This window comes from Mesorhizobium sp. ORS 3428, assembly GCF_001854785.1.
Classification (GTDB): Bacteria; Pseudomonadota; Alphaproteobacteria; order Rhizobiales; family Rhizobiaceae; genus Mesorhizobium.
Genome location: NZ_MDFL01000104.1, coordinates 30,950 through 51,924, shown reverse-complemented (window position 1 = coordinate 51,924; position 20,975 = coordinate 30,950). Strand labels below are relative to the sequence as shown.

The 20,975-nt window shown below is 61.8% G+C and carries 21 protein-coding genes and 1 tRNA gene; 12 read left to right on the top strand and 10 right to left on the bottom strand.

The genetic code is table 11. The features are described from left to right. The first annotated feature begins 93 nt into the window (after positions 1-93). The 6 genes from ORS3428_RS09185 (at position 94) to ORS3428_RS09160 (ending at position 5,203) form a co-directional block, all read left to right on the top strand. Complete coding sequence (locus tag ORS3428_RS09185; RefSeq protein ID WP_071096663.1) at positions 94-978, top strand: cytochrome c oxidase subunit II; 885 nt, start codon at positions 94-96, stop codon at positions 976-978. A 21-nt stretch (positions 979-999) separates the two neighbouring features. Continuing rightward, the gene (locus ORS3428_RS09180; protein ID WP_071096661.1) at positions 1,000-2,775 is read left to right on the top strand and encodes a cbb3-type cytochrome c oxidase subunit I; all 1,776 of its coding nucleotides are present in this window, start codon (positions 1,000-1,002) and stop codon (positions 2,773-2,775) included. Next, the gene (locus ORS3428_RS09175) at positions 2,772-3,476 is read left to right on the top strand and encodes a cytochrome c oxidase subunit 3 (protein ID WP_071096659.1); all 705 of its coding nucleotides are present in this window, start codon (positions 2,772-2,774) and stop codon (positions 3,474-3,476) included. Before ORS3428_RS09180 ends, ORS3428_RS09175 begins: the two co-directional genes overlap by 4 nt. A gap of 10 nt (positions 3,477-3,486) precedes the next feature. Then, positions 3,487-4,206: a heme-copper oxidase subunit III family protein gene (locus tag ORS3428_RS09170; RefSeq protein WP_071096657.1), complete on the top strand. Its 720-nt coding sequence runs from the start codon at positions 3,487-3,489 to the stop codon at positions 4,204-4,206. A gap of 9 nt (positions 4,207-4,215) precedes the next feature. Continuing rightward, positions 4,216-4,608 (top strand): cytochrome C oxidase subunit IV family protein, encoded by a 393-nt coding sequence (locus ORS3428_RS09165; RefSeq protein ID WP_071096655.1) that lies wholly within the window; start codon positions 4,216-4,218, stop codon positions 4,606-4,608. Positions 4,609-4,729: 121 nt separating this feature from the next. Continuing rightward, positions 4,730-5,203, top strand: a complete 474-nt coding sequence (locus ORS3428_RS09160; RefSeq protein ID WP_071096653.1) for an aminoacyl-tRNA deacylase — start codon at positions 4,730-4,732, stop codon at positions 5,201-5,203. Between the two features lie 41 nt (positions 5,204-5,244). Here the strand turns inward: ORS3428_RS09160 and ORS3428_RS09155 are convergent, their stop codons facing one another. From ORS3428_RS09155 to tig, 4 genes are all read right to left on the bottom strand, one after another. Continuing rightward, positions 5,245-6,063, bottom strand: a complete 819-nt coding sequence (locus ORS3428_RS09155; RefSeq protein WP_071096797.1) for a DUF2189 domain-containing protein — start codon at positions 6,061-6,063, stop codon at positions 5,245-5,247. 595 nt (positions 6,064-6,658) lie between these two features. Beyond that, on the bottom strand, positions 6,659-7,039 hold the full coding sequence (locus ORS3428_RS09150) for a c-type cytochrome (protein WP_071096651.1): 381 nt from the start codon (positions 7,037-7,039) through the stop codon (positions 6,659-6,661). A gap of 315 nt (positions 7,040-7,354) precedes the next feature. Next, complete coding sequence (locus ORS3428_RS09145; protein WP_071096649.1) at positions 7,355-7,864, bottom strand: hypothetical protein; 510 nt, start codon at positions 7,862-7,864, stop codon at positions 7,355-7,357. A gap of 195 nt (positions 7,865-8,059) precedes the next feature. After that, the gene (gene tig / locus ORS3428_RS09140) at positions 8,060-9,547 is read right to left on the bottom strand and encodes a trigger factor (protein ID WP_071096647.1); all 1,488 of its coding nucleotides are present in this window, start codon (positions 9,545-9,547) and stop codon (positions 8,060-8,062) included. Positions 9,548-9,891: 344 nt separating this feature from the next. Here tig and ORS3428_RS09135 point away from each other — a divergent pair. Beyond that, positions 9,892-9,976, top strand: a tRNA-Leu gene (locus ORS3428_RS09135). A gap of 329 nt (positions 9,977-10,305) precedes the next feature. Then, complete coding sequence (locus ORS3428_RS09130) at positions 10,306-11,238, top strand: hypothetical protein (RefSeq protein ID WP_071096645.1); 933 nt, start codon at positions 10,306-10,308, stop codon at positions 11,236-11,238. A gap of 53 nt (positions 11,239-11,291) precedes the next feature. On the opposite strand, the gene ORS3428_RS09125 is transcribed toward ORS3428_RS09130, so the two are convergent. Continuing rightward, positions 11,292-11,873 carry a GDYXXLXY domain-containing protein gene (locus ORS3428_RS09125; RefSeq protein WP_071096643.1) on the bottom strand — a complete coding sequence of 194 codons (582 nt, stop codon included), beginning with the start codon at positions 11,871-11,873 and terminating at the stop codon, positions 11,292-11,294. Then, on the bottom strand, positions 11,870-12,985 hold the full coding sequence (locus tag ORS3428_RS09120; RefSeq protein WP_071096641.1) for a DUF2157 domain-containing protein: 1,116 nt from the start codon (positions 12,983-12,985) through the stop codon (positions 11,870-11,872). The genes ORS3428_RS09125 and ORS3428_RS09120 overlap by 4 nt, the downstream gene beginning before the upstream one ends. Positions 12,986-13,219: 234 nt before the next feature. Between ORS3428_RS09120 and ORS3428_RS09115 the strand changes: the two genes are divergently transcribed. From ORS3428_RS09115 to trmFO, 3 genes are all read left to right on the top strand, one after another. Then, positions 13,220-13,360 (top strand): DUF1127 domain-containing protein, encoded by a 141-nt coding sequence (locus tag ORS3428_RS09115; protein ID WP_071096639.1) that lies wholly within the window; start codon positions 13,220-13,222, stop codon positions 13,358-13,360. 49 nt (positions 13,361-13,409) lie between these two features. Continuing rightward, the gene (locus ORS3428_RS09110) at positions 13,410-13,550 is read left to right on the top strand and encodes a DUF1127 domain-containing protein (protein ID WP_071096637.1); all 141 of its coding nucleotides are present in this window, start codon (positions 13,410-13,412) and stop codon (positions 13,548-13,550) included. 357 nt (positions 13,551-13,907) lie between these two features. Then, positions 13,908-15,317, top strand: coding sequence for a methylenetetrahydrofolate--tRNA-(uracil(54)-C(5))-methyltransferase (FADH(2)-oxidizing) TrmFO (gene trmFO / locus ORS3428_RS09105; protein ID WP_071096635.1), 1,410 nt, complete (start codon positions 13,908-13,910; stop codon positions 15,315-15,317). Between the two features lie 128 nt (positions 15,318-15,445). Here trmFO and ORS3428_RS09100 read toward each other — a convergent pair whose 3' ends face one another. From ORS3428_RS09100 to yajC, 4 genes are all read right to left on the bottom strand, one after another. After that, entirely contained in the window at positions 15,446-16,291 is an 846-nt protein-coding gene (locus tag ORS3428_RS09100; protein WP_071096633.1) for a phytoene/squalene synthase family protein, read from the bottom strand. Continuing rightward, positions 16,292-16,681 carry an Mth938-like domain-containing protein gene (locus ORS3428_RS09095; protein WP_071096631.1) on the bottom strand — a complete coding sequence of 130 codons (390 nt, stop codon included), beginning with the start codon at positions 16,679-16,681 and terminating at the stop codon, positions 16,292-16,294. 127 nt (positions 16,682-16,808) lie between these two features. Further along, positions 16,809-19,358, bottom strand: coding sequence for a protein translocase subunit SecDF (secDF, locus tag ORS3428_RS09090; RefSeq protein WP_071096629.1), 2,550 nt, complete (start codon positions 19,356-19,358; stop codon positions 16,809-16,811). 55 nt (positions 19,359-19,413) lie between these two features. Then, positions 19,414-19,752: a preprotein translocase subunit YajC gene (gene yajC / locus ORS3428_RS09085; RefSeq protein WP_067000009.1), complete on the bottom strand. Its 339-nt coding sequence runs from the start codon at positions 19,750-19,752 to the stop codon at positions 19,414-19,416. Positions 19,753-20,016: 264 nt separating this feature from the next. Between yajC and ORS3428_RS09080 the strand changes: the two genes are divergently transcribed. Next, complete coding sequence (locus tag ORS3428_RS09080; RefSeq protein WP_071096627.1) at positions 20,017-20,889, top strand: ATP-binding protein; 873 nt, start codon at positions 20,017-20,019, stop codon at positions 20,887-20,889. Positions 20,890-20,975: the final 86 nt, after the last annotated feature.

The window sequence follows — 20,975 nt, the reverse complement described above, 5'->3', positions numbered from 1 at the left end:
GTAGGCTCTGGAATTTCAACTGGAATTCGAGCATGATGAGGCTTGGCATTCCTCAATGCTTTTCGCTCCTTGGAATGCCGGGAGGAACGGGACATGGCCATTGTGCTTGTACTCGTTTTGATCGTTGTGGGCTCAGTGTTGTTCCACTTCCTGAGCCCATGGTGGTGGACGCCGATTGCCTCGAACTGGGACTATATCGACCACACCATCATCATCAGCTTTTGGATCACCGGCATCGTCTTTGCCRCTGTCGTCCTCTTTATGGCCTATTGCGTCTTCCGCTTCCGGCATCGGGAAGGCAATCACGCGGCATACGAACCGGAGAACAAGCGGCTGGAATGGTGGCTGATGGTCGTCACCGCGGTCGGCGTCACCGCCTTGCTGGTCCCCGGCCTGTTCGTCTGGAGCCGCTTCGTCACCGTTCCAAGCGATGCGACCGAGGTCGAGGTCGTCGCCCAGCAATGGCAGTGGAGTTTCCGCTTGCCGGGCAAGGACGGCAAGCTGGGCACTTCGGATACCCGCGACGTAACCGCTGACAACCCGTTAGGCATTGCCCCCAAAGACCCCAACGGCCAGGACGACATCTTGGTCGTGGCCTCCGATCTGCATCTGCAGGTCGGCAAGCCGGTCAAGGTGCTGCTGCGTTCGATCGATGTCGTGCATGATTTCTACATCCCGGAATTTCGCGCAAAGATGGACATGATCCCTGGATCGGTCACCTATTTCTGGTTCACCCCAACCAGGACCGGAACCTTCCAGGTCTTGTGCGCCGAGCTGTGCGGCCAGGGACACCCGCTGATGCATGGCGTGGTCGTGGTCGACACCGAGCAGGACTACCTGGCCTGGGTCGGCCAGCAGCAGACCTTTGCGCAAATGTCGGCGCCCAAGCAAACAGGCTCGGCAGACCAATCGCCAGGAAAGACGATGGCGTCMCGTTTGGACGTCGCGGCAAAAGTCGAAACGCTCGAGGCCCGCTGAACAGGGCACGGAGGTGCTCCCATGGTCGACGTGACACCCGCAGATGCCGTTCCACCCGCCGAAGTCGGGGAGGTTGAGCTCTACCATCCGCACAGCTGGTGGACGAAATACGTCTTCTCGCAGGATGCGAAGGTCATCGCGGTCCAGTACTCGGCAACGGCAACGGCGATCGGCCTTGTGGCGCTGGTGCTGTCATGGCTGATGYGCCTGCAGCTCGGCTTCCCCGGCACGTTCGACTTCATCACTCCTGAGGCCTACTACCAGTTCATCACCATGCACGRCATGATCATGGTGATCTACCTGCTCACCGCGCTCTTCCTCGGCGGCTTCGGCAATTACCTCATTCCGCTGATGGTCGGCGCCCGCGACATGGTCTTTCCCTATGTCAACATGCTGAGCTACTGGGTCTATCTGCTCGCCGTGCTCGTCCTGGTGTCGAGCTTCTTTGCGCCCGGCGGACCGACCGGCGCCGGCTGGACGCTCTATCCGCCGCAGGCCATCACGTCCGGAACGCCCGGCGGCCAGGACTGGGGCATCATCCTGATGCTCTCTTCGCTCATCCTGTTCATCATCGGCTTCACCATGGGCGGGCTGAACTATGTGGTGACGGTGCTGCAGGCTCGCACGCGCGGCATGACCTTGATGCGCCTGCCGCTGACGGTCTGGGGCATCTTCACCGCCACCGTCATGGCGCTGCTCGCCTTCCCGGCGCTGTTCGTCGCCTGTGTGATGATGCTGCTTGACCGCTTGCTCGGCACCTCCTTCTTCATGCCGGCGATCGTCGAGATGGGCGAGCAGTCGCAGCACAATGGCGGCAGCCCGATCCTTTTCCAGCATCTGTTCTGGTTCTTCGGCCACCCTGAGGTCTACATCGTGGCGCTGCCGGCCTTCGGCATCGTATCCGACCTGATCAGCACGCATGCGCGCAAGAACATCTTCGGCTACCGCATGATGGTGTGGGCGATCATCGCCATCGGCGCCCTGAGCTTCGTGGTCTGGGCGCACCACATGTATGTCAGTGGCATGAATCCCTATTTCGGATTTTTCTTTGCCACCACGACCTTGATCATTGCCGTGCCGACCGCGATCAAGGTCTATAACTGGGTGCTGACGTTGTGGCGCGGCGACATCCACCTCACCATACCGATGCTTTTCGCGCTCGCCTTCATCGTCACCTTCATCAATGGCGGCCTGACCGGGCTGTTCCTCGGCAACGTCGTCGTCGACGTGCCGCTGTCGGACACGATGTTCGTCGTCGCCCATTTCCACATGGTCATGGGCGTCGCGCCGATCCTGGTGATCTTCGGCGCGATCTATCACTGGTATCCGAAGGTCACCGGGCGGATGCTCGATGAGACGCTCGGCAGGTTCCACTTCTGGGTAACTTTCCTCGGCGCCTACCTGATCTTCTTCCCCATGCACTATCTCGGCCTGATGGGCGTTCCGCGGCGTTACGCCGAGCTGACCGACATGAACATCATGACGGAATCGGCCCACCATCTGAACTCGTTCATCAGCATCATGGCCTTCATGGTCGGCTTCGCGCAGATGGTGTTCCTGTTCAATCTGATCTGGAGCATCCGTCATGGCCGCGACGCCGGCGGCAATCCGTGGCGGGCAACGACGCTCGAGTGGCAGACGCCCCAGACGCCGCCGGCGCACGGCAATTTCGGCAAGGAGCTGCCGATCGTCTATCGCTGGGCCTATGACTACAGCGTGCCGRGGGCCAAGGAGGACTTCATCCCGCAGAACGTGCCGGGCTCCTTCGGCCTCGGCCCCTCCAGGGAGCCGGCATGAGCGTTATCATTGTCTTTCTGCTGGKAATCGCCGGCTTTGCCGGCTGGTGGCTTTCGCACCAGGGGCTGACAGCCAAGCCGTGGCTTGAGCAGGGCCTGGCCGGGGATTTCGTCGGCCTCGACCGGTCGGCGCTGCCCACCGCCAAGATCGGCCTCGGCGTTTTCCTTGCCGTCGTCGGCTGCCTGTTCTCGCTGTTCACCAGCGCCTATTTCATGCGCATGGGCCTGCCGGACTGGCGGCCGCTGCCGCTGCCGCGCCTGCTCTGGCTGAACACCGGTGTGCTGGTCCTGAGCAGTGTCGCGCTACAATGCGCCGTGATCGCCGCGCGCGGGGGCCAGTTGGACATGGTGAGGCTCGGTCTTGCGACGGCCGGGCTGACCGCCCTCGCCTTTGTGGCCGGCCAGCTGATGGCATGGCGGCAATTGACCGAAGACGGCTACCTGCTGGCCTCCAACCCGGCCAACAGCTTCTTCTATCTAATCACCGGAATGCATGGCCTGCACATACTGGGCGGTCTGGTCGGCCTTGGCAGGACCAGCCTCGGCGCCTGGAACGGAGCGCGGCCGGAGCGGCTTCGCCTGAGCGTCGAGCTCTGCGCCATGTACTGGCATTTCCTGCTTTTCGTCTGGCTGGCCATCTTTGCCCTGCTCGCCGGCTGGGCCGCGACGTTCATCGACATTTGCCGGCAATTGCTGACCTAGGAGGCAGGCGATGGCTGAGACGACACTGACGCATACCGGCCAGTTGGAGCGCCCCGGAGGTTGGCGCGGCATCGTTGCCGACTGGGCGTCGGATCAGCGCGCGTTCAAGAACGTGTCCTGGGGCAAGGCCATGATGTGGATCTTCCTGCTCAGCGACACCTTCATCTTCGGCTGTTTCCTGCTCTCCTACATGACCGCGCGCATGTCGACCCGCGTGCCCTGGCCGAACCCGAGCGAGGTCTTTGCGCTTCGCATCGGCGGTTCGGAGATCCCGCTTATTCTTATCGCCATCATGACCTTCGTGCTGATCTCGAGCAGCGGCACCATGGCCATGGCGGTCAATTTCGGCTACCGCCGCGACCGCCGCAAAACCGCGATCTTGATGCTTTTGACCGCTGCGCTCGGCGCGACCTTCGTCGGCATGCAGGCCTTCGAATGGACTAAGYTGATCACCGAAGGGGTAAGGCCCTGGGGTAATCCCTGGGGAGCCGCGCAATTCGGCTCATGCTTTTTCATGATCACCGGCTTCCACGGCACTCATGTCACGATTGGGGTCATTTTCCTGATTATCGTGGCGCGAAAGGTCTGGCGCGGAGACTTCGACATCGGGCGGCCCGGGTTTTTCACCAGCCGCCGGGGCCGCTACGAGAATGTCGAGATCATGGGACTCTACTGGCACTTCGTCGACCTGGTCTGGGTATTCATCTTCGCCTTCTTCTATCTTTGGTGAGAGGCAGATATGGCTGAAGCAACCGCAAACGGTCTCGGACAACACGCGCTGCACCATACCCATGATGCGGCGGCCGTCAGCAAGACGGATACGCATCAGGAACACCCGATTAAGCTCTATCTGGTGGTTTGGGCGTGGCTGTTCATCCTCAGCACCTGCTCCTATCTGGTCGACTATTTCGGCCTCCACGGCTATCTCAGGTGGTCGCTTATCCTGATCTTCATGATGCTCAAGGCAGGACTGATCGTCGCCGTCTTCATGCACATGGCCTGGGAGCGGCTGGCGATGATGTATGCGATCATCGTGCCRCCGATCCTGGTTCTGGTCTTCGTGACGATGATGGTCTTCGAGGCCGATTATACGCTGCTGACCCGTATCGCATTTTTYGGACCCGGCCCCTGACACGCGATACGGATCCATCCGCGGCATAGCGGGCCGGGAACGGCCGGTGCCTTGAAACAATAGGCCGCTGGTTCATTTTGTTTGGCATGTGCGTCGTGAACTCAAGCAAAGGACGCGAAAAATGACGATAGCAAACAGACTGAGGGATTTTATCGACGGCAAGGGAGTCCCTTACGACACCGTCGCACATCATCGGACTGCCACCAGCAGGCAGGCAGCCATTGCTGCGCACGTGCCCGGCAGCATCATGGCGAAGTCCGTGGTTGTTCACCACGAACTCGGCTATGCGCTGGCCGTGGTCCCAAGCACCCACAGGATCGAACTCAGCAAGCTGCAGGACATCATGGACAGGCGCGTCGGGCTGGCCTCCGAAGACGAGGTGGTATCGCTTTTCGATGATTGCGACATCGGCGCCATACCGCCGATCGGCGCGGCCTATGATGTGCCGGTCATTCTGGACGAAAGCCTGGGCGACGCCGCGGATATCTATTTCGAGGGCGGCGACCACAAGACGCTTGTGCATGTCAGCGGCAAGGATTTTCACAACCTGACCAGTGGCGCGCGTCAGGCCCGTTTCAGCCATCCGGCCATGTGAGCGCACCGGCACGCTCGCCGGCGCGTTGYAACGGGGCTCGCTCAGTTTGCCGATCGGGCGGCARCCGGCGGCTCCACAACCTTGCGGTACACATGCCAGGTGGAGTGTCCGAGGATCGGCAGCACGACCGCCAGTCCCGCGAACACGGGCAGCGAGCCGATGATCAGCCCGACGGCGACGACAAGTCCCCAGACGGCCATCACAATCGGGTTCGCAAGGACCACGCGCACCGAAGTGTGGATGGCTTCGTAGGCGCCGACGTCGCGGTCAAGCAGCAGCGGGAAAGCGACTACCGTGGTGCACAATACGACCACGGCGAATATGAACCCTATCGCGTGACCCATCACGATCAGCGTCCAGCCGCGCCCGGTGGCGAATATCTCCGAGATGAAGCTGGACAGTGACGCCGGCGGCTCGGGGCCGAACAGGTGCTCGTAGAAGAGCTTGGCGGTCAAAAGCCAGGCGATGAAGATCGCAAACAACATGATTCCGACCGCGGCGATGGCCGGCAGCGCAGGGGAGTGCCTGACCTCGAACGCATGGCGCCACGAAGCATCGATCCCGGCCTCCCGTCTGCGGCTGATCTCGTAAAGGCCGATCGCCGCGAATGGGCCGATCAACGCAAAGCCGGAGACAAGCGGAAACAGCAGCGGCAGCGCGTTTGCTCCCGATGTCCAGGTGGCAAGCACCACACCGACAAGCGGATAGATCAGGCAGAGGAACACGATGTGTGAAGGTTTGACCATGAAGTCGTCGACACCGCGCCTGAGCGCATCGAACAGATCGGAAAGGCCGATCTTTCTGACTTTGGTATGCTCCAGCGTTTCGCTGGCACCTGCAATCACATGAAAGCTTGCCATGGCCGTCCTCCAGATCGGGTCCGGCAAGGTCGCGGATTCCACGGTGCTACCGCTCTGCATGGCTGGCCACGCAAACCGCGACCTGCACCCATGGTCAACATACGCCTTTGCGCCCGATTTGTCGCCGTTTCATTGGGGACGGATGCGATGGCCGGCCGAAGYAGTGTGCTGGCTCCAAAGCACATTTTTGGATATTCTCGTCCAGCGGCGCGCGCCCTTTTTGGGGGCGCACAAAGGACGCTGTACCGCTTTGATTGGCGCGTGATCCTTTGCGAAAGTCGATCCCGATTTTCGGTCATGCGCCCGGTCGAAGGTGAACGCGATGGACACGCGGACGCTTCTCATACTCGGCCTTGGCATCGTTATTCTGCTGCTGTTGGGGTTCTTTGCGCTGCCGTCGTGACGGCACTGGGCGCAACACTCGACAGCGCAATTGCCGGCCGTCTTCCTTCGGGATGCCTGGGGCATGAATCCCGAAAAGGGTGCAGCGGTTTTTGGTGAACGACATGGTTCACGACAAAGACCTGAAGCGCGTCGCCTGAATCCGTTTCGTCGCGATGCGCCTTAGGGATACCGATGGTGCCCGGAGGGCTGCCTACTTGGAAAACTGTTTCAGGTACGCGATGACGTTGGCTATGTCCTGGTCGTTCTTGAGGCCGGAAAACGCCATCTTGGTCCCTTTGACCATCGCCCGGGGATCGTGAAGATACTTTGTCAGCGTAGCCTCGTCCCATTTGATGCCGGATTTTCCGGCCGCGATCATGGCAGGGGAATAGGAGAAGTTGGGATGCGTGCCCGCRGTGCGCCCGATGACGCCGTGCAGGGACGGACCGACCTTGTTCTGATCCTGCTCGGCAATGTGGCAGACCTTGCACTTGGCGAACACCTTCTCGCCAGCGGCGGCATYCTGCGCCCGCGATGGGCTTGTGATGGAGATCGTGGCGAACAAGACGATGAAAAGCGCTACGGCGCGCATGGCATTCCTCCCTGACCGTCGTTTCCGTCGGACGATCCGCACCATACCAGCCCGCTGGCGTGCCCTGCACGGTCAAGCGGAATATCCGCGTCTTCCCAGTGGAATTGCGGCAATTCTATACCACAGAATCGTCTCAATGGGTAGAAAAAGGCCAGCTTTTGCGACGCTTTAGGCAGTGTGCTGACCACAGGGTAGCCTTCATCGACAACGCAATGCGGGTTGAAAGAAGTGTTGCCCATTCGACGCTCGTCATCATCGGCAAGGCGTTCGCACGTGTGATGACGGAGCCGGCTCGCCTGTCCTCAGCGGCGAGGTTCAAGGCGGATCGGCGTTGCAGCTTGCGGCGACCTGGCCGACCACCTCAGACAGTCCGGCGAGATCGAAGTCGGCTTCCCCGCGTCCGGACAGTAGGCCGAAGCGCCATGACAGCAGCAGCCGGTTTGCCGAAACCAGCCGCTTGATGCCGTCGGCCCCTTCCCTGACCAGCATTTTGCCGCGCGGGCCGACCGACCAGCTTTCATCGAATTGGCCGCCGCCGTCGACCATGACCGACACGGTGATCTTGCGGCTGGCGGAGACTGAATCGTTGAGCTGCAGCCATTCGCTCCAGCGCGGTTCGCCGTTGGGGCGGCAGGCCAGCGTCAGCACCGGGCTGTAGCCCAGCGCGCCGCCACCGGTGATCAGCTTGTTGGTGGCGTAAAGCGACGCCGTGACCTGGCCGTCGCTCGCCGCGTCGACCCGCCAGTCGCCGAGGTCAGGACCGGCGCGGGCCGCCCCCATGGTCGAAGCAAGCAAGAGCGCCGCGGCACCAACCACGCCCCTCATCCTGAATGCCCGCCTCACCGGTGCCTCCAAACGACCCTGCAAAATGCGATAGCGCGCAGATAATCATCAACGTTCGGTATCGCCAGCAGAGGTCATTCATCAGAAGCCGGTTGTGTTGCCGCGCGGCAACAACCAGACTGCAACGACAAAGGCCGCCCATGGGGGCGGCCTTTCGCAAATCAGATTATTGGGCGTCTACTCGGCGTCCTTGGCAGCCTTCTTCTTCGGCGCGGCCTTCTTCTTGGGCTCTTCCGCCTCGCCGGCGCCGGCGTCGCTTGCCTTGGCCTCGGCTTTCTTCGAGGAAGCCTTCTTGGCCGGCTTCGCCTTGGTCGCGGTTTCAGCATCCTCGTCGTCGGCCATCAGCTCTTCCTTGCTGACCTTGACGTCGTTGACCGAGATCTGGCCGAGCAGGTAGTCGACGACCTTCTCTTCGAACATCGGCGCGCGCAGCGCATTGATCGCCTCGGGATTGCTGCGATAGAACTCGAAGGCTTCCTGCTGCTGATTGGCCGGGAAGCGGCGCACCTGCTCGAACAGGCCCCGCTGCAGCTCCTCGTCCGATACCGTGACGCCAGCCTTCTCGCCGATCTCGGCGAGGACCAGGCCGAGACGCACGCGGCGTTCGGCAAGGCGCATATATTCGGCGCGTGCCTCTTCTTCCGTCGTTTCCTCGTCGGCAAAGGTGCGGCCGGCGGCTTCGAGGTCGCGGTTGACCTGCGCCCAGATGTTGTTGAATTCAGCCTCGACGAGTTTCGACGGCGCCTCGAAGGAATAGGCGGCATCGAGCTGGTCGAGCAGCTGGCGCTTCACTTTCTGGCGGGTCATCGAGCCGAACTGGTTCTCGATCTGGCCACGCACGATATCGCGCAGGCGCTCGAGCGATTCCAGGCCGAGGTTCTTGGCGGTCTCGTCATTGATCTCGAGCTCGCCGGGCTTCGCCACTTCCTTGACGGTGACGTCGAAGGTGGCTTCCTTGCCGGCGAGATGCGCCGCCTGGTAGTTTTCGGGGAAGGTCACGGTGACCAGCTTTTCGTCGCCGGACTTGGTGCCGATCAGTTGGTCTTCGAAGCCAGGAATGAACTCCTTCGAGCCGAGCACCAGCGGCTGGTCGATGCCGGCACCGCCCGCAAAGGCTTCGCCGTCGATCTTGCCGACATAGTCGATGGTCACGCGGTCGCCCTCGGCGGCCTTGCCGTCCTTCGGCTCGTAGCTGCGCGCCGATTCGGCAACGCGCTTTACCTGATCGTCGACCTCCGACTCCGGCACGTCGTAAACCTGACGCGTTACCTTGATGTCGGAGTAATCCTTGATCTCGATCGCCGGGATGACCTCGTAGTTGAGGCGGAATTCGAAGTCGGCGCCGCCGGCCAGGATCTTCTCGGCCTCCTTCTCGYCCTCGGTCATGATCACTTCGGGCTGCATGGCGGCCTTTTCGCCGCGGCCCGAGATGATGGAGCGGGTCGAGTCGTTGAGGATCTCGTTGACGACCTCGGCCATGAACGATTTGCCGTACATCTTGCGCAGGTGCTGCACCGGCACCTTGCCGGGGCGGAAGCCGTTGATCCGCACCTTGCCGCGGGCATCGTTCAGCCGCGCCATCAGCTTGGCTTCCATGTCACCGGCCGGCACGGTGATCTTGATCTCGCGCTTGAGACCGGAGTTGAGCGTTTCGGTGACCTGCATCCTAAAACCTTTGTTTTCACCAACGAGGCTGCCAAACGGTCCTTGGCCGTTCACAGCCTGCCGGTATAATCCTGCCGGAAGTGGCTTTTTGTACGGAACCCGGTGATTTGACCGCTCAGCGGCTCAAAATCTCCTGAACTGCACTTCCCAAAATGTGAAGAAGTCTTTGTTTTTCCTACTTCTTCTTACATTTTGCAGAAGCGGATAGTCGCGTCCCGTCACATTCGACACGCCTTTTGTCACAGGCTCGGCTAATTTTCAACCATCTTCGCGATCAGGCGAACGATCGCCATTTGGCCCCCCGACATTGACAGAATGATGGCTACATGGGATTGCCGGGGAGCGCGGATGTGGCGGAATTGGTAGACGCCCTGGATTTAGGTTCCAGTGCCGAAAGGCGTGGGGGTTCGAGTCCCTTCATCCGCACCACCCTTCGCTCTAGCGAGCTTCGGGTGGCAGGCCACCTGAAGATCAGTGGAGGGGCCTCTCCGAAGCCTTGGCAAAGAAGGGCCGGAGCCATCAATTCCTGGCGGCGCAAGCGAGGCCCTTACGCTCGCCGAGACAATCCCGCTTTTGCCTATCCGATGCACTTGAAATAGCCCGTTGACAGGTTCTTACTTGCAACAGGCGGGTTGGGGCTCTGTCAGGTTGTGCGCGTAGTTTCTCTCGTCCTTGGGGTTGGGTCGGTTGTCGCGGCAGCGACATGTCAGGTTGAGGCATTGGAGTACACTGCGGCTTCCGCTCCCGGCCGGCAGCCGATGCTTGTTGTCTCCGGTGAATTTGGCGCCAATGAACCCCTGAACGCCTTTAGCAACGCGGTTGTGAGCAGCGGGGCCAGGGTGATCGTGTTCAACTCTCCCGGCGGCAACGTCGGCAGTGCCATTCGGTTGGGGCGTATGATCCGCGCGGCAGGGTTGGATACGCTCCAGGTTCGCCAATTGCAGTGCGCTTCGGCCTGCTCGCTGGCCTTCTTGGGTGGCGTCCACCGTGTTGCCGAACCAGGTTCAATCGGCGTTCATCGGGCGTCCTTCAAACCGGCTGACGGGATGTCCATCCAAGAAGCGGAGGCCCGTGTCCAGCTCGGAACGGCCGCGATCAGATCCTATGTGGTCGAGATGGGAGCGGATCCCAAGCTGATGGAATTGGCTTCGAGCTATGACAAGGATGACATAAGATACCTGTCGGCCAGCGAAATGGCAGAGTTGCGTGTGACCAATGCCGCAGCGAACCAGTCGCCTGCAGATACATCGCAGCTGTCAACGAGGCCAAATCCTGCGCCCGTGCCTGCTCCTGAAGCCAACGCCAGGCAGCAGCCGGAAAGCGTTGCGGTCGCCTTCGTCAGGGATCTCATCGAGCATCATGGCGACAACGATGATTTCGCTCTTGCTCAAGTTCAGGCGTCCTACGCCCCCACGGTCGACTATTATGGCAAGTTGACGAACCTGAGCTCGATTATTCAGGACAAGAGGAACTATTACCAGCGATGGCCTGAACGCGGATATAAAGTCCGCAATGACAGCATTGTGGTCACCTGCGCTAACGATCGCTGCATGGTGTCGGGCGTCTATGACTGGGTTGTGCGCAGCCCCTCGATACACAAGCAGGAGAAAGGCGTAGCAAACTTTAGCTATACGATTTCGATCGGTCCCTTTCCCMAAATCGTGGCAGAGACAGGCAGTGCTGAGCGGTAACCGGGACCATCGTTAACGCGGACCGTCGCGCTGACGCCACGGCCCTGTGCCCTCTAGTAAAGCTGCTCCTCGAACAGTGTCTTGTCGCCATCCATCAGCGCCTTGATCTGCGGCGTGCCATTGGCCGAGAGCGCCAGCTTGATGYCGAATGGCCGCACGCGCATGTCATCCTGGATCGCCATCCCCTTGCCTTCCGGCAAATAGAAGCGGTCRACGCCGTATTCCGGCGTGAACGTCATGTCGGGCGAGCGCAGATCCCAGCCCGCGGCGACATGTCCGGCGATATCGGCTTCATCCGAGCCGGCAGGCGCCGGCGCCTGGTCGAACCACGCGGTTGTCGGCTGCCAGTAGCCGTCGGCGCCCTTTTTTAGCCGGACCACGATCGAAGTGTCGTCGCTGAAGAGCTTGCCTTGCGGGATGTTGGCGATCAGCTTCACCGGGATCCGCGATATGCTGTTGTTGACCGAAATATAGTCGCCCCGCAGCAGATCGCGCGGATCGACGGGCTCGACCTTGAGCAGAACTTCCTTGCCGTTGCGTAGGATCGCCGCCCGTCCAGCGATAATCCAACCGAGGAAGCCGGTCTGGACCAGCGACAGAACCAGCGCCGAGATGATCAGTCTTTTGCTGCTCATGCCGCTGCCCCTCCGGCAGGTGTCCTCATGCGCCTCTCGATCCGGATGATGGCCAGCGCCAGGATGCCGAGCAGCACGGCAGCGGCCAGGAAGAAGCCCGCCGTGCCGAGCATCGATTGCAAGGTGACGCTGTAGATGATGGCAAGTTCGAAGGCGAAGCCGGCATAGGCCAGCCAGCGCACTCCCCGGCTTTCGCGACCTGCCAGCATGATCGCCGCGACAATACCGGCCAACGCGACGACCGAGGCGACGGCAAAGCCGCTGTTGTCGACACTTTCATTCGCTAGTTCGAATTGGATAATCGCCAGGCCCGTCAGGAATCCAAGCAGCGCATGCAGCGGCAGTCGACCGCCGAGCTGCAGGATCCTGTMGACCGATCCCGCGGCGAAGACGCCAGCGGCAAACAATGCTGCCGAACCTGYGACAACCGGGATGGCGACCCGCAGCGTGTTGTGGTCGAGAGCCAGGAGGACAAGATAGAAGATCAGCGACAGGATGATGAAATGGCGTGCCGCCCGGCTGCGTGTCCAGAACGAAATGGCGAACAGAACGAGCGCCATGACGACGAAGAAATGCGGAAATCCGGCATGCCAATAGTAGCCGAACCCCTTGAAGAACAGCCAGCCGTCGGCGATGCCGGCCGCGCCCACGGTGAGCGGACTGGATCGCAATGCGACCGCCGCCAGCGCCGTGCCGGCGCCCCAGGTCAACAGCGCCGAGGCCTCGTCGCCCGACAGATGATACATCTGGCCGATCAGCGCGATCGACCCGCCGAAGGCCGCGGCGGCAATGATCCATAGCGCCTCGCCGATCGCCGCGTGGTCGCGTGTCTTCAAGACAGCGCCRCCGACATAGCCGCCGACGATCACGGCAAACAGCGCCGCCACGCGCGCAAGACGCGGAATGGCTTCCCAGTTGGCGGCGACGAAGATCAGGATCGCGGCGCCGAACAGAAGCGCTGCCATCATCGCCAGGATGGCGCCGAAGCTTAGCGATGCTCGCTCATTGGCGGCCACGTCGCGCGTCAATGCCTCGGCGGTCGGCGCATCGATCAGGCCTGCCTCCCGCCAGCGGGCGATATCCGCCCTCACCTTCGTCGCATAGCCCGCCATGCGTTTCCCCCGAGCTTCGTCATTCTTTTAGCCTCAAGGCTCAAACCTTTGACGCAGCGGCATTTTCCGATTCGGTCTTCTTTGTGTCGCAAGCGTGAATGGCCGTTAATGTTGCATTGCACAGTTTGCATTGCTGCCATGCGCCAATGGCACTTTTAAACCGATATGACCGCACCTATTTTCCGTTCGTACACAAACGGTATGACCTGAACTAAAGACGAAACGAGCACTACCATGAACCTGATCCGCAACTACCGCAACTGGCGCCGCTATCGCGAGACCGTCGCTGAACTGAGCCGCCTGTCGAACCGTGAACTGACCGACCTCGGCATCAGCCGCAGBGACATCCACTACGTCGCCCGCAAGGCGGTCTAATCCGCTTCGGACCGCGAATGGTCCGAACCAGTTTTGAAAGAGCAAGAGCATGAACCTGATCCGCAGCTACCGTAATTGGCGCGTTTATCGCGAGACGGTTTCCGAGCTGGGTCGGCTTTCGAACCGCCAGCTCCATGATCTCGGCATCGTTCGCGACGAGATCAAGATGATCGCCCGCAAGGCGGTTTGATAAGGAATTTCGCCAGGGTCGACCTCCTCCCCGACCCTGACGGATACGGTCAGCCTTTACCTCCTCCCGAAGGTTGACCACCGAAACGGCGCCCGCCGGACCTCCTCCCCCGGCGGGCGTTGTTCTCGACAAAGGCTTCGCCCCTTTTCAAATGGCGGAAGGAATTTCGTCAAAGCCGACCTCCTTCCCGGCGATGACGAATAGGGTCGATCTTCTCCTCCTCCCGGAGATCGACCACCAAAACGACACCCGCCGGACCTCCTCCCCCGGCGGGTGTTGTGTTTTTGGGGCAGGCCTCCCGCATCACCCGTTCAGCCGCGATTGCAATCCCCACGCCAAGCGACTATTTCGGCGAATATGAGCAAAAATCCCGTCCACGTCATTGGCGGCGGTCTCGCCGGCTCGGAAGCCGCTTGGCAGATCGCTGAGGCCGGCGTTCCGGTCGTGCTGCATGAAATGCGCCCGGTGCGCGGCACCGACGCGCACAAGACCGACGGGCTGGCCGAACTCGTCTGCTCCAACTCCTTCCGCTCGGACGACGCCGAAACCAATGCGGTCGGCCTGCTGCATGCCGAAATGCGGCTCGCCGGCTCGCTGATCATGAGCTCAGGCGACGCGCATCAGGTGCCGGCCGGCGGCGCGCTTGCCGTCGACCGCGACGGCTTTTCAGAAGCCGTCACAGCGAAGATCAAGGCGCATCCGCTGATCACTATCCAGCGCGAGGAAGTGCCGGGCCTGCCGCCGGCGGAATGGGACCAGGCAATCATCGCCACCGGCCCGCTGACCGCCCCTTCGCTTGCTCAGTCTATCGCCGAGGCAACGGGCGCCGATGCGCTCGCCTTCTTCGACGCCATCGCGCCGATCGTGCATTTCGACACCATCGACATGAATGTCTGCTGGTACCAGTCGCGCTACGACAAGGTCGGCCCCGGCGGTTCCGGCAAGGACTACATCAACTGCCCGATGGACAAGGAGCAATATCTCGCCTTCGTGGCGGCGTTGCTGGAGGGGCAAAAAACCGAGTTCAAGCAGTGGGAAGGCACGCCCTATTTCGACGGCTGCCTGCCGATCGAGGTGATGGCCGAACGCGGCGTCGAGACGCTGCGCTATGGGCCGATGAAGCCGATGGGGCTCACCAATGTCCACAATCCGTCGGTCAAGGCCTATGCGGTGGTGCAGCTTCGCCAGGACAATGCGCTGGGCACGCTTTACAACATGGTCGGTTTCCAGACCAAGCTGAAGCATGCCGAGCAGGTGCGCATCTTCCGCACCATTCCGGGGCTCGAAAACGCTGAATTCGCCCGCCTCGGCGGCCTGCACCGTAACACCTACATCAACTCGCCAACATTGCTCGACCCGTCGCTTCAGCTGAAGTCGCGGCCGGGCCTGCGCTTTGCCGGCCAGATCACCGGTTGCGAAGGTTATGTGGAAAGCGCCGCGATCGGCCTGCTGGCAGGCCGTTTCRCTGCCGCCGAGCGGCTCGGCCAAGCGGCCTCGCTGCCGCCGCCGACCACCGCCTTCGGCGCGCTGCTCAACCACATCACCGGCGGCCACATCGTCTCGGACGACGAGCCGGGCAAACGCTCCTTCCAGCCGATGAACGTCAATTTCGGCCTGTTCCCGCCGGTCGAGGCCCCAAAGTCCGAAGGCAAGCGCCTGCGCGGCAAGGACAAGACGATCGCCAAGCGCCGCGCGATCACGGCGCGCGCATTGGCTGATTGCCGCGAGTGGTTGGGCCTGCCTGCACAAGCGCAGGCTGCGGAATAAGCTTTTCGCCGGCTTGGCGGCTGGTGCTGGCGATCTGCCGCCTTGCGGATTTCCGCGGATGGGCCCCTGACCGGCACTGGCAGTTTCATGGAAGGCGGCTCGCGCCTTGTTGACGCGAGACGTTTATGTCARAGGGCCGCCCAGCCCCGCATGGCATGACGCAAGAGCAGCCAGTGCCGGCGCAACGTCGAGATCGTTGCGGCCTCCTTCAGCGGCGATCGCGCTCCCTCCATCTTGTCGAGATAGGCCCGTGTCAGCGCGAGCGGCAGGAAGGCCGGACGCAGTGACGCGGGAAGAGCCGACGCGCCCTTCTCGAAGGCACCGAGATGCTCGCGCGCCAGCGCGCTCATCGCGGCCACCGCGCGCTCCGCGCCGACCCCACCATCGCCTTTGACGAATTCCTCCGGAGAGGAGCCGGCCGCCGCAAGAATATCCGCCGGCACATAGCACTGTCCGCGCCGACGATGCATCGGCAACAGGAGCAGCAGGCCGGTGATCGCCTGCGCGCAGCCCGCCCTGCCCGACAGTTCGGCAAAGCCCGGTGCGGCGGTCGCGTCGAGCACCATCGCCGCAAGCTGGATGAGGGCTGCCGCCGTCTCGCCGCAATAGCCCTCGAGGTCGGTCCGCGACGGCATCGGATCGTCGTACAGATCGAAGATCCGCGCTTCGAGCATGTTCTCGAATGCGGCCTTCGGCAGGTGGTTGGCGGCAATCGCCGCCCTCAATGCATCAGCGGTCGGATGGCCTGTTTCCGCCTCGCCTTCGGAGGCGATCACATCGCGCCACCATTGCAGCCTGACCTCGCCCGGCAACGGCTCATGGATGCGGTCGCGCACGCTGGCGACCTCGGCGTTGAAGCCGTAGAGCGCAAGCAATGCATCGCGCCTATCGGACGGAGCGTAGAGCGCCGAGAGAAAGCGGTCATGATCGGCGGCGCGCACCGCCTCCATGACGATGGTTGAGGCGCCGGTCATTCAATCGACGGCTATCAGCGCTGCGGCCACGGYGCGATCCTCGGCCAGAAGCACATTGTAGGTGCGCACCGCCGCCCCGGTCGACATCGGGTCCGCCGTTATGCCTGCCTCCTTGAATGCCGTGCGCAACGCGGCCGGCAGCGGCCGCAAATCCTTGYCGGTGCCGACCAGCAGGATCTCTATTCTATCGGCCACCGCGAAGAGCTTGTCGAAGTCCTCCCGCTTCAGCGCCTGCGGATCGGCCGGCTCCCAGCCGTGAATGCCCGACGGCAGGCACAGCAGCGACCCGCGATGCGACATGTCGGCAAAGCGGAAGCCGCCATTGCCATAGGCCTCGATCGGCGCCTTGCCCGGGAAATGCGCCTCGCGGATGATGATGCCTTTGGCCATGGGTCTAGAGCATGATGCCGAAAAGTGTGGAGCGGTTTTCGGACGACATCATGCACTATCTCTTTGATTGAGAGCCGGATTCAGATTTCAGGTCGACTCGACCTGAAATCATCCGGCTCTGACGGCGTCAGGTCGCCACGGCCTTGCCGTTGGCCGCCTTGGTCTCTTCGGCGGTCGCGGCCTGCGGCCTGAGCTTGAAGAGGATCAGCAGCGGCGCGGCAATGAAGATCGACGAATAGGTGCCAAAGACCACGCCGAACAGCATCGCCAGCGTGAAGGAGCGGATCACCTCGCCGCCGAACAGCACCAGCGCCAAGAGCGCCAGCGATGTCGTGACCGACGTCAGCGTCGTCCTCGACAGCGTCTCGTTGATGGCATTGTTGAGAAGCTGCGGCAGCGGCATCTTCTTGTATTTTCTGAGATCCTCGCGGACGCGGTCGTAGACGACGATGGTGTCGTTCAGCGAATAGCCGATGATCGTCAGGATCGCCGCCAGCGACGACTGGTTGAACTCCAGCCCCGATATGACGAAGAAGCCGATGGTCATCACCACGTCGTGGACCGTGGCAACGATGGCGCCGACCGCAAACTGCCATTCGAAGCGGAACCAGACATAGAGCAGGATGCCGACCAGCGCGATCAGCATGGCGATCGTGCCTTGCTTGGCCAGTTCGCCGGAAACCGTCGGACCCACCACTTCCACGCGACGGAAGTTATATTGATCCTGGAGTTCGCCCCTCACCTTGTCGATGACGGTCTGCTCGGCGTTTTCGCCGGCGCCCTGCGCGCCGACGCGGATCAAGACGTCGTTCGGCGCGCCGAACTGCTGCACCTGGATCTCGCCGATGTTGAGCTGCGACAGCCTGGTGCGGATATCGCCCAGATCGGCGTCGCCCTGCCTGGACTGGACCTCGATCAGCGACCCGCCCTTGAAGTCGATGCCGTAATTGATGTCGATGGTCAGGAACCCGACGACCGAGAGGATCGACAACAGGCTGGACAGAGCWAATGTCCAGCGGCGAATGCCCATAAATGGAATCTTGGTTCCGGGCGGAATGAAGGTGACAGGCGCGCGCGGCAGTTCCTTCGGACGGGCGCGGCGCAGCCAGATCGCCACCAGCATCCGGGTGAAGGTGAAGGCGGTGAAGACTGTCGTCAGGATGCCGATGGCATAGGTGATGGCGAAGCCCTTGACGGGACCTGTGCCCAGCCAGAACAGCACCACAGTCGCGATCAGCGAGGTGACGTTGGAGTCGACGATCGTTGCCAGCGCCTTGGAGAAACCGGTGTCGATCGCCTGGATGACGGAGCGGCCGTTTCGTCGCTCTTCGCGGATACGCTCGTAGATCAGAACGTTCGAGTCCACGGCCATGCCGATGGTGAGCACGATACCCGCGATGCCAGGCAAAGTGAGCGTGGCGCCAAGCAGTGACAGCGCCCCCACGATCATGGCCACGTGCACGGCAAGCGCCACGTTGGCGAGGAAGCCGAGGAAGCCGTAGGCCACGAACATGAAGGCGACGACAAGGATCGAGCCGATCACGCCCGCGACCTTGCCGGCATGGATGGAGTCCTGGCCGAGGCCCGGACCGACAGTGCGCTCCTCGATGATGGTCAGTTTTGCCGGYAAGGCGCCGGCGCGCAGCAGCACGGCGAGATCGTTGGCGCTCTCGGCGGTGAAGTTGCCGGAAATCTGCCCGGTGCCGCCAAGGATAGGTTCACGGATTACCGGCGCCGAGATGACCTGATTGTCGAGGACGATGGCGAAAGGTTTACCGACATTCTGCTGGGTCGCCTGGCCGAACCGCGTGGCGCCCCGGGAATTGAACGTAAACGAAACCACCGGCTCGTTTGTCTGCGAGTTATAGGTCGGCGTCGCCTGCGACAGATCTTCGCCCGACACGATGACGCGGTTCTCGACCAGATAGGGAACCGGAGGATCGTCCTGAGAATACAGGACCGAGTCGCCGGGCGGAGGCCGGCCTTTCATGGCATCCTGGACCGGCATAGAGGTATCGACCATCTGGAAGGTCAGCTTGGCGGTCTGGCCAATAATGTCCTTAAGCCGCTGAGGATTCTGAAGACCGGGCACCTGGACAAGGATGCGATCGTCACCCTGTCGCTGCACGATCGGCTCGGTAGTGCCAAGCGCGTTGACGCGTCGCTCGACAACTTCGATTGCCWGCGACAACGCCGTCGAGGTCCGGTACTTGAGGCCGGCGTCCGTGACGGTAAATTTCAGCAGCCCAGGCTCTGAATCGTCCAGTGTCATCGACTGAACCGAGCCACCGGCGAAAAGACTGGCATTTACAGGATTCGTAATGGGCTTCAGCGCTGCCTTGGCCGCATCGACCTGGCTCTGGTCGTTGATGCGCACCTRCACGGTGCGACCGGTGCCGGAAAGCCCTGTATAGTTGATCTTGGCGTCCCGCAGCAGGGTCCTGATCTCGTCGCGCGTCGTCTGCAGCTGGTCTTTGATCAGATCGTTCTGATCCATCTGCAGCAGGATGTGYGAGCCGCCCTGCAGGTCGAGGCCGAGCGTCATCTGCCGTTTCGGCACCCAGTCCGGCAGTTGCGCCAGCATGCTTGCTGGGAACAGGTTGGGCGCGGCGAGGATCACTGTGACGGCCACGGCCAGCCAGATCAGGATCATCTTCAGGCGCGAGAAATAGAGCATTCGTTCTTATCCGTTCAGGCGTACAAGCGGCAGCGTTCCGCCATCGAGGTGAGGATTACTTCTTGGCGTTCTGGTTCGCTACCGGCTCGCCCTTGACGCGCACATCCGAAATCGTCGAGCGCAATGCCGTGACCTTGGTTCCGCCGCCAAGGTCGATCTCCAACTCATTGTCGTCGATCACCTTGGTCACCTTGCCGACGAAGCCGCCGCCGGTCACCACCGTATCGCCACGGCGCACCGCAGCCAGCATTTCCTGGCGCTTCTTCAGCTGAGTGCGCTGCGGCCTGATGATCAGAAAATACATGATCACGAAAATCAGGACAAACGGCAATATGCTGATGAACATATCGGGCGAGGTGCCGACGCCTTGGGCGTATGCCGGTGTTACGAACATCTAGAAACTCCTGGGTGGTGAAATACCGCCACGGCGGCCTCGCGAAATTTGGGCGGAATATAGTCGGTAAAGTTGCCAATGCAACTGCGCGCCCCGGCGAATCCGTTGCTTTTCCAGCCGTTTGGCGCGTGCTAGAGCGTCGCAGCCGAAGGCGGTTCGATGCCTACCGAAAGATCATGCTCCAACAAAAGCTTGGGGCTGGTTCTTGCAGCGCCGCCTTGAAGCTTTATCCGCATCCTGAATGCCAGAGCAAAAAGATCTGAAATGACCGATCGCCTCGATGCCCTGAACAAGAAGCTCGACCGCCTGATCGAGGCGGTCTCCCGCCTCGCTCCGCCGCCGGTCCCGGAGACCGATCTTTCGGTGGCCGACTGCTTCGTCTGGCAAGCCGATCCGGGCTTCCTGGAACCGGTGCGCAAGGTAAACCGCGTCGWCATAGGCCTGATCCGCGGCGTCGACCGCGTCCGCGACATCCTGCTCGACAACACGGAGCGCTTTGCGTCCGGTTTTGCCGCCAACAACGTACTGCTCTGGGGCGCGCGCGGCATGGGCAAGTCGTCGCTGGTCAAGGCCGTGCACGCCAAGGTCAATGCCTCCGACAAGCTCGACCGGCCGCTGAAGCTGATCGAGATCCATCGCGAGGATATCGACACGCTGCCCAAGCTGATGGGCCTGCTGAAGGCGGCACCCTACCACTTCATCCTATTTTGCGACGATCTTTCCTTCGACCACGACGACACCTCCTACAAGTCGCTGAAGGCGGCGCTTGAAGGCGGCGTCGAGGGCCGGCCGGCCAATGTCATCTTCTACGCGACGTCGAACAGGCGCCATCTGTTGCCGCGCGACATGATCGACAATGAGCGCTCGACCGCCATCAACCCGTCGGAGGCGGTCGAGGAAAAGGTCTCGCTGTCCGATCGGTTCGGCCTGTGGCTCGGTTTCCACAAATGCTCGCAGGACGAATATCTCGACATGATCGACGGCTATGTCCGCTATCACGGCCTCGCCATCGACCCCGAGACATTGCGCGCGGAAGCACTGGAATGGGCGACGACGCGCGGCAGCCGCTCCGGTCGCGTCGCCTGGCAGTTTACCCAGGACCTTGCCGGGCGCCTCGGCAAGCCGCTCAAGGACTGATTGTCCGTCGCAACTGAAAAAGCCCGCCCCTTGCGGAGCGGGCTGAAGCCGGCGGGCCGGACTGGAGGTCAGGCGGCCCACAATTG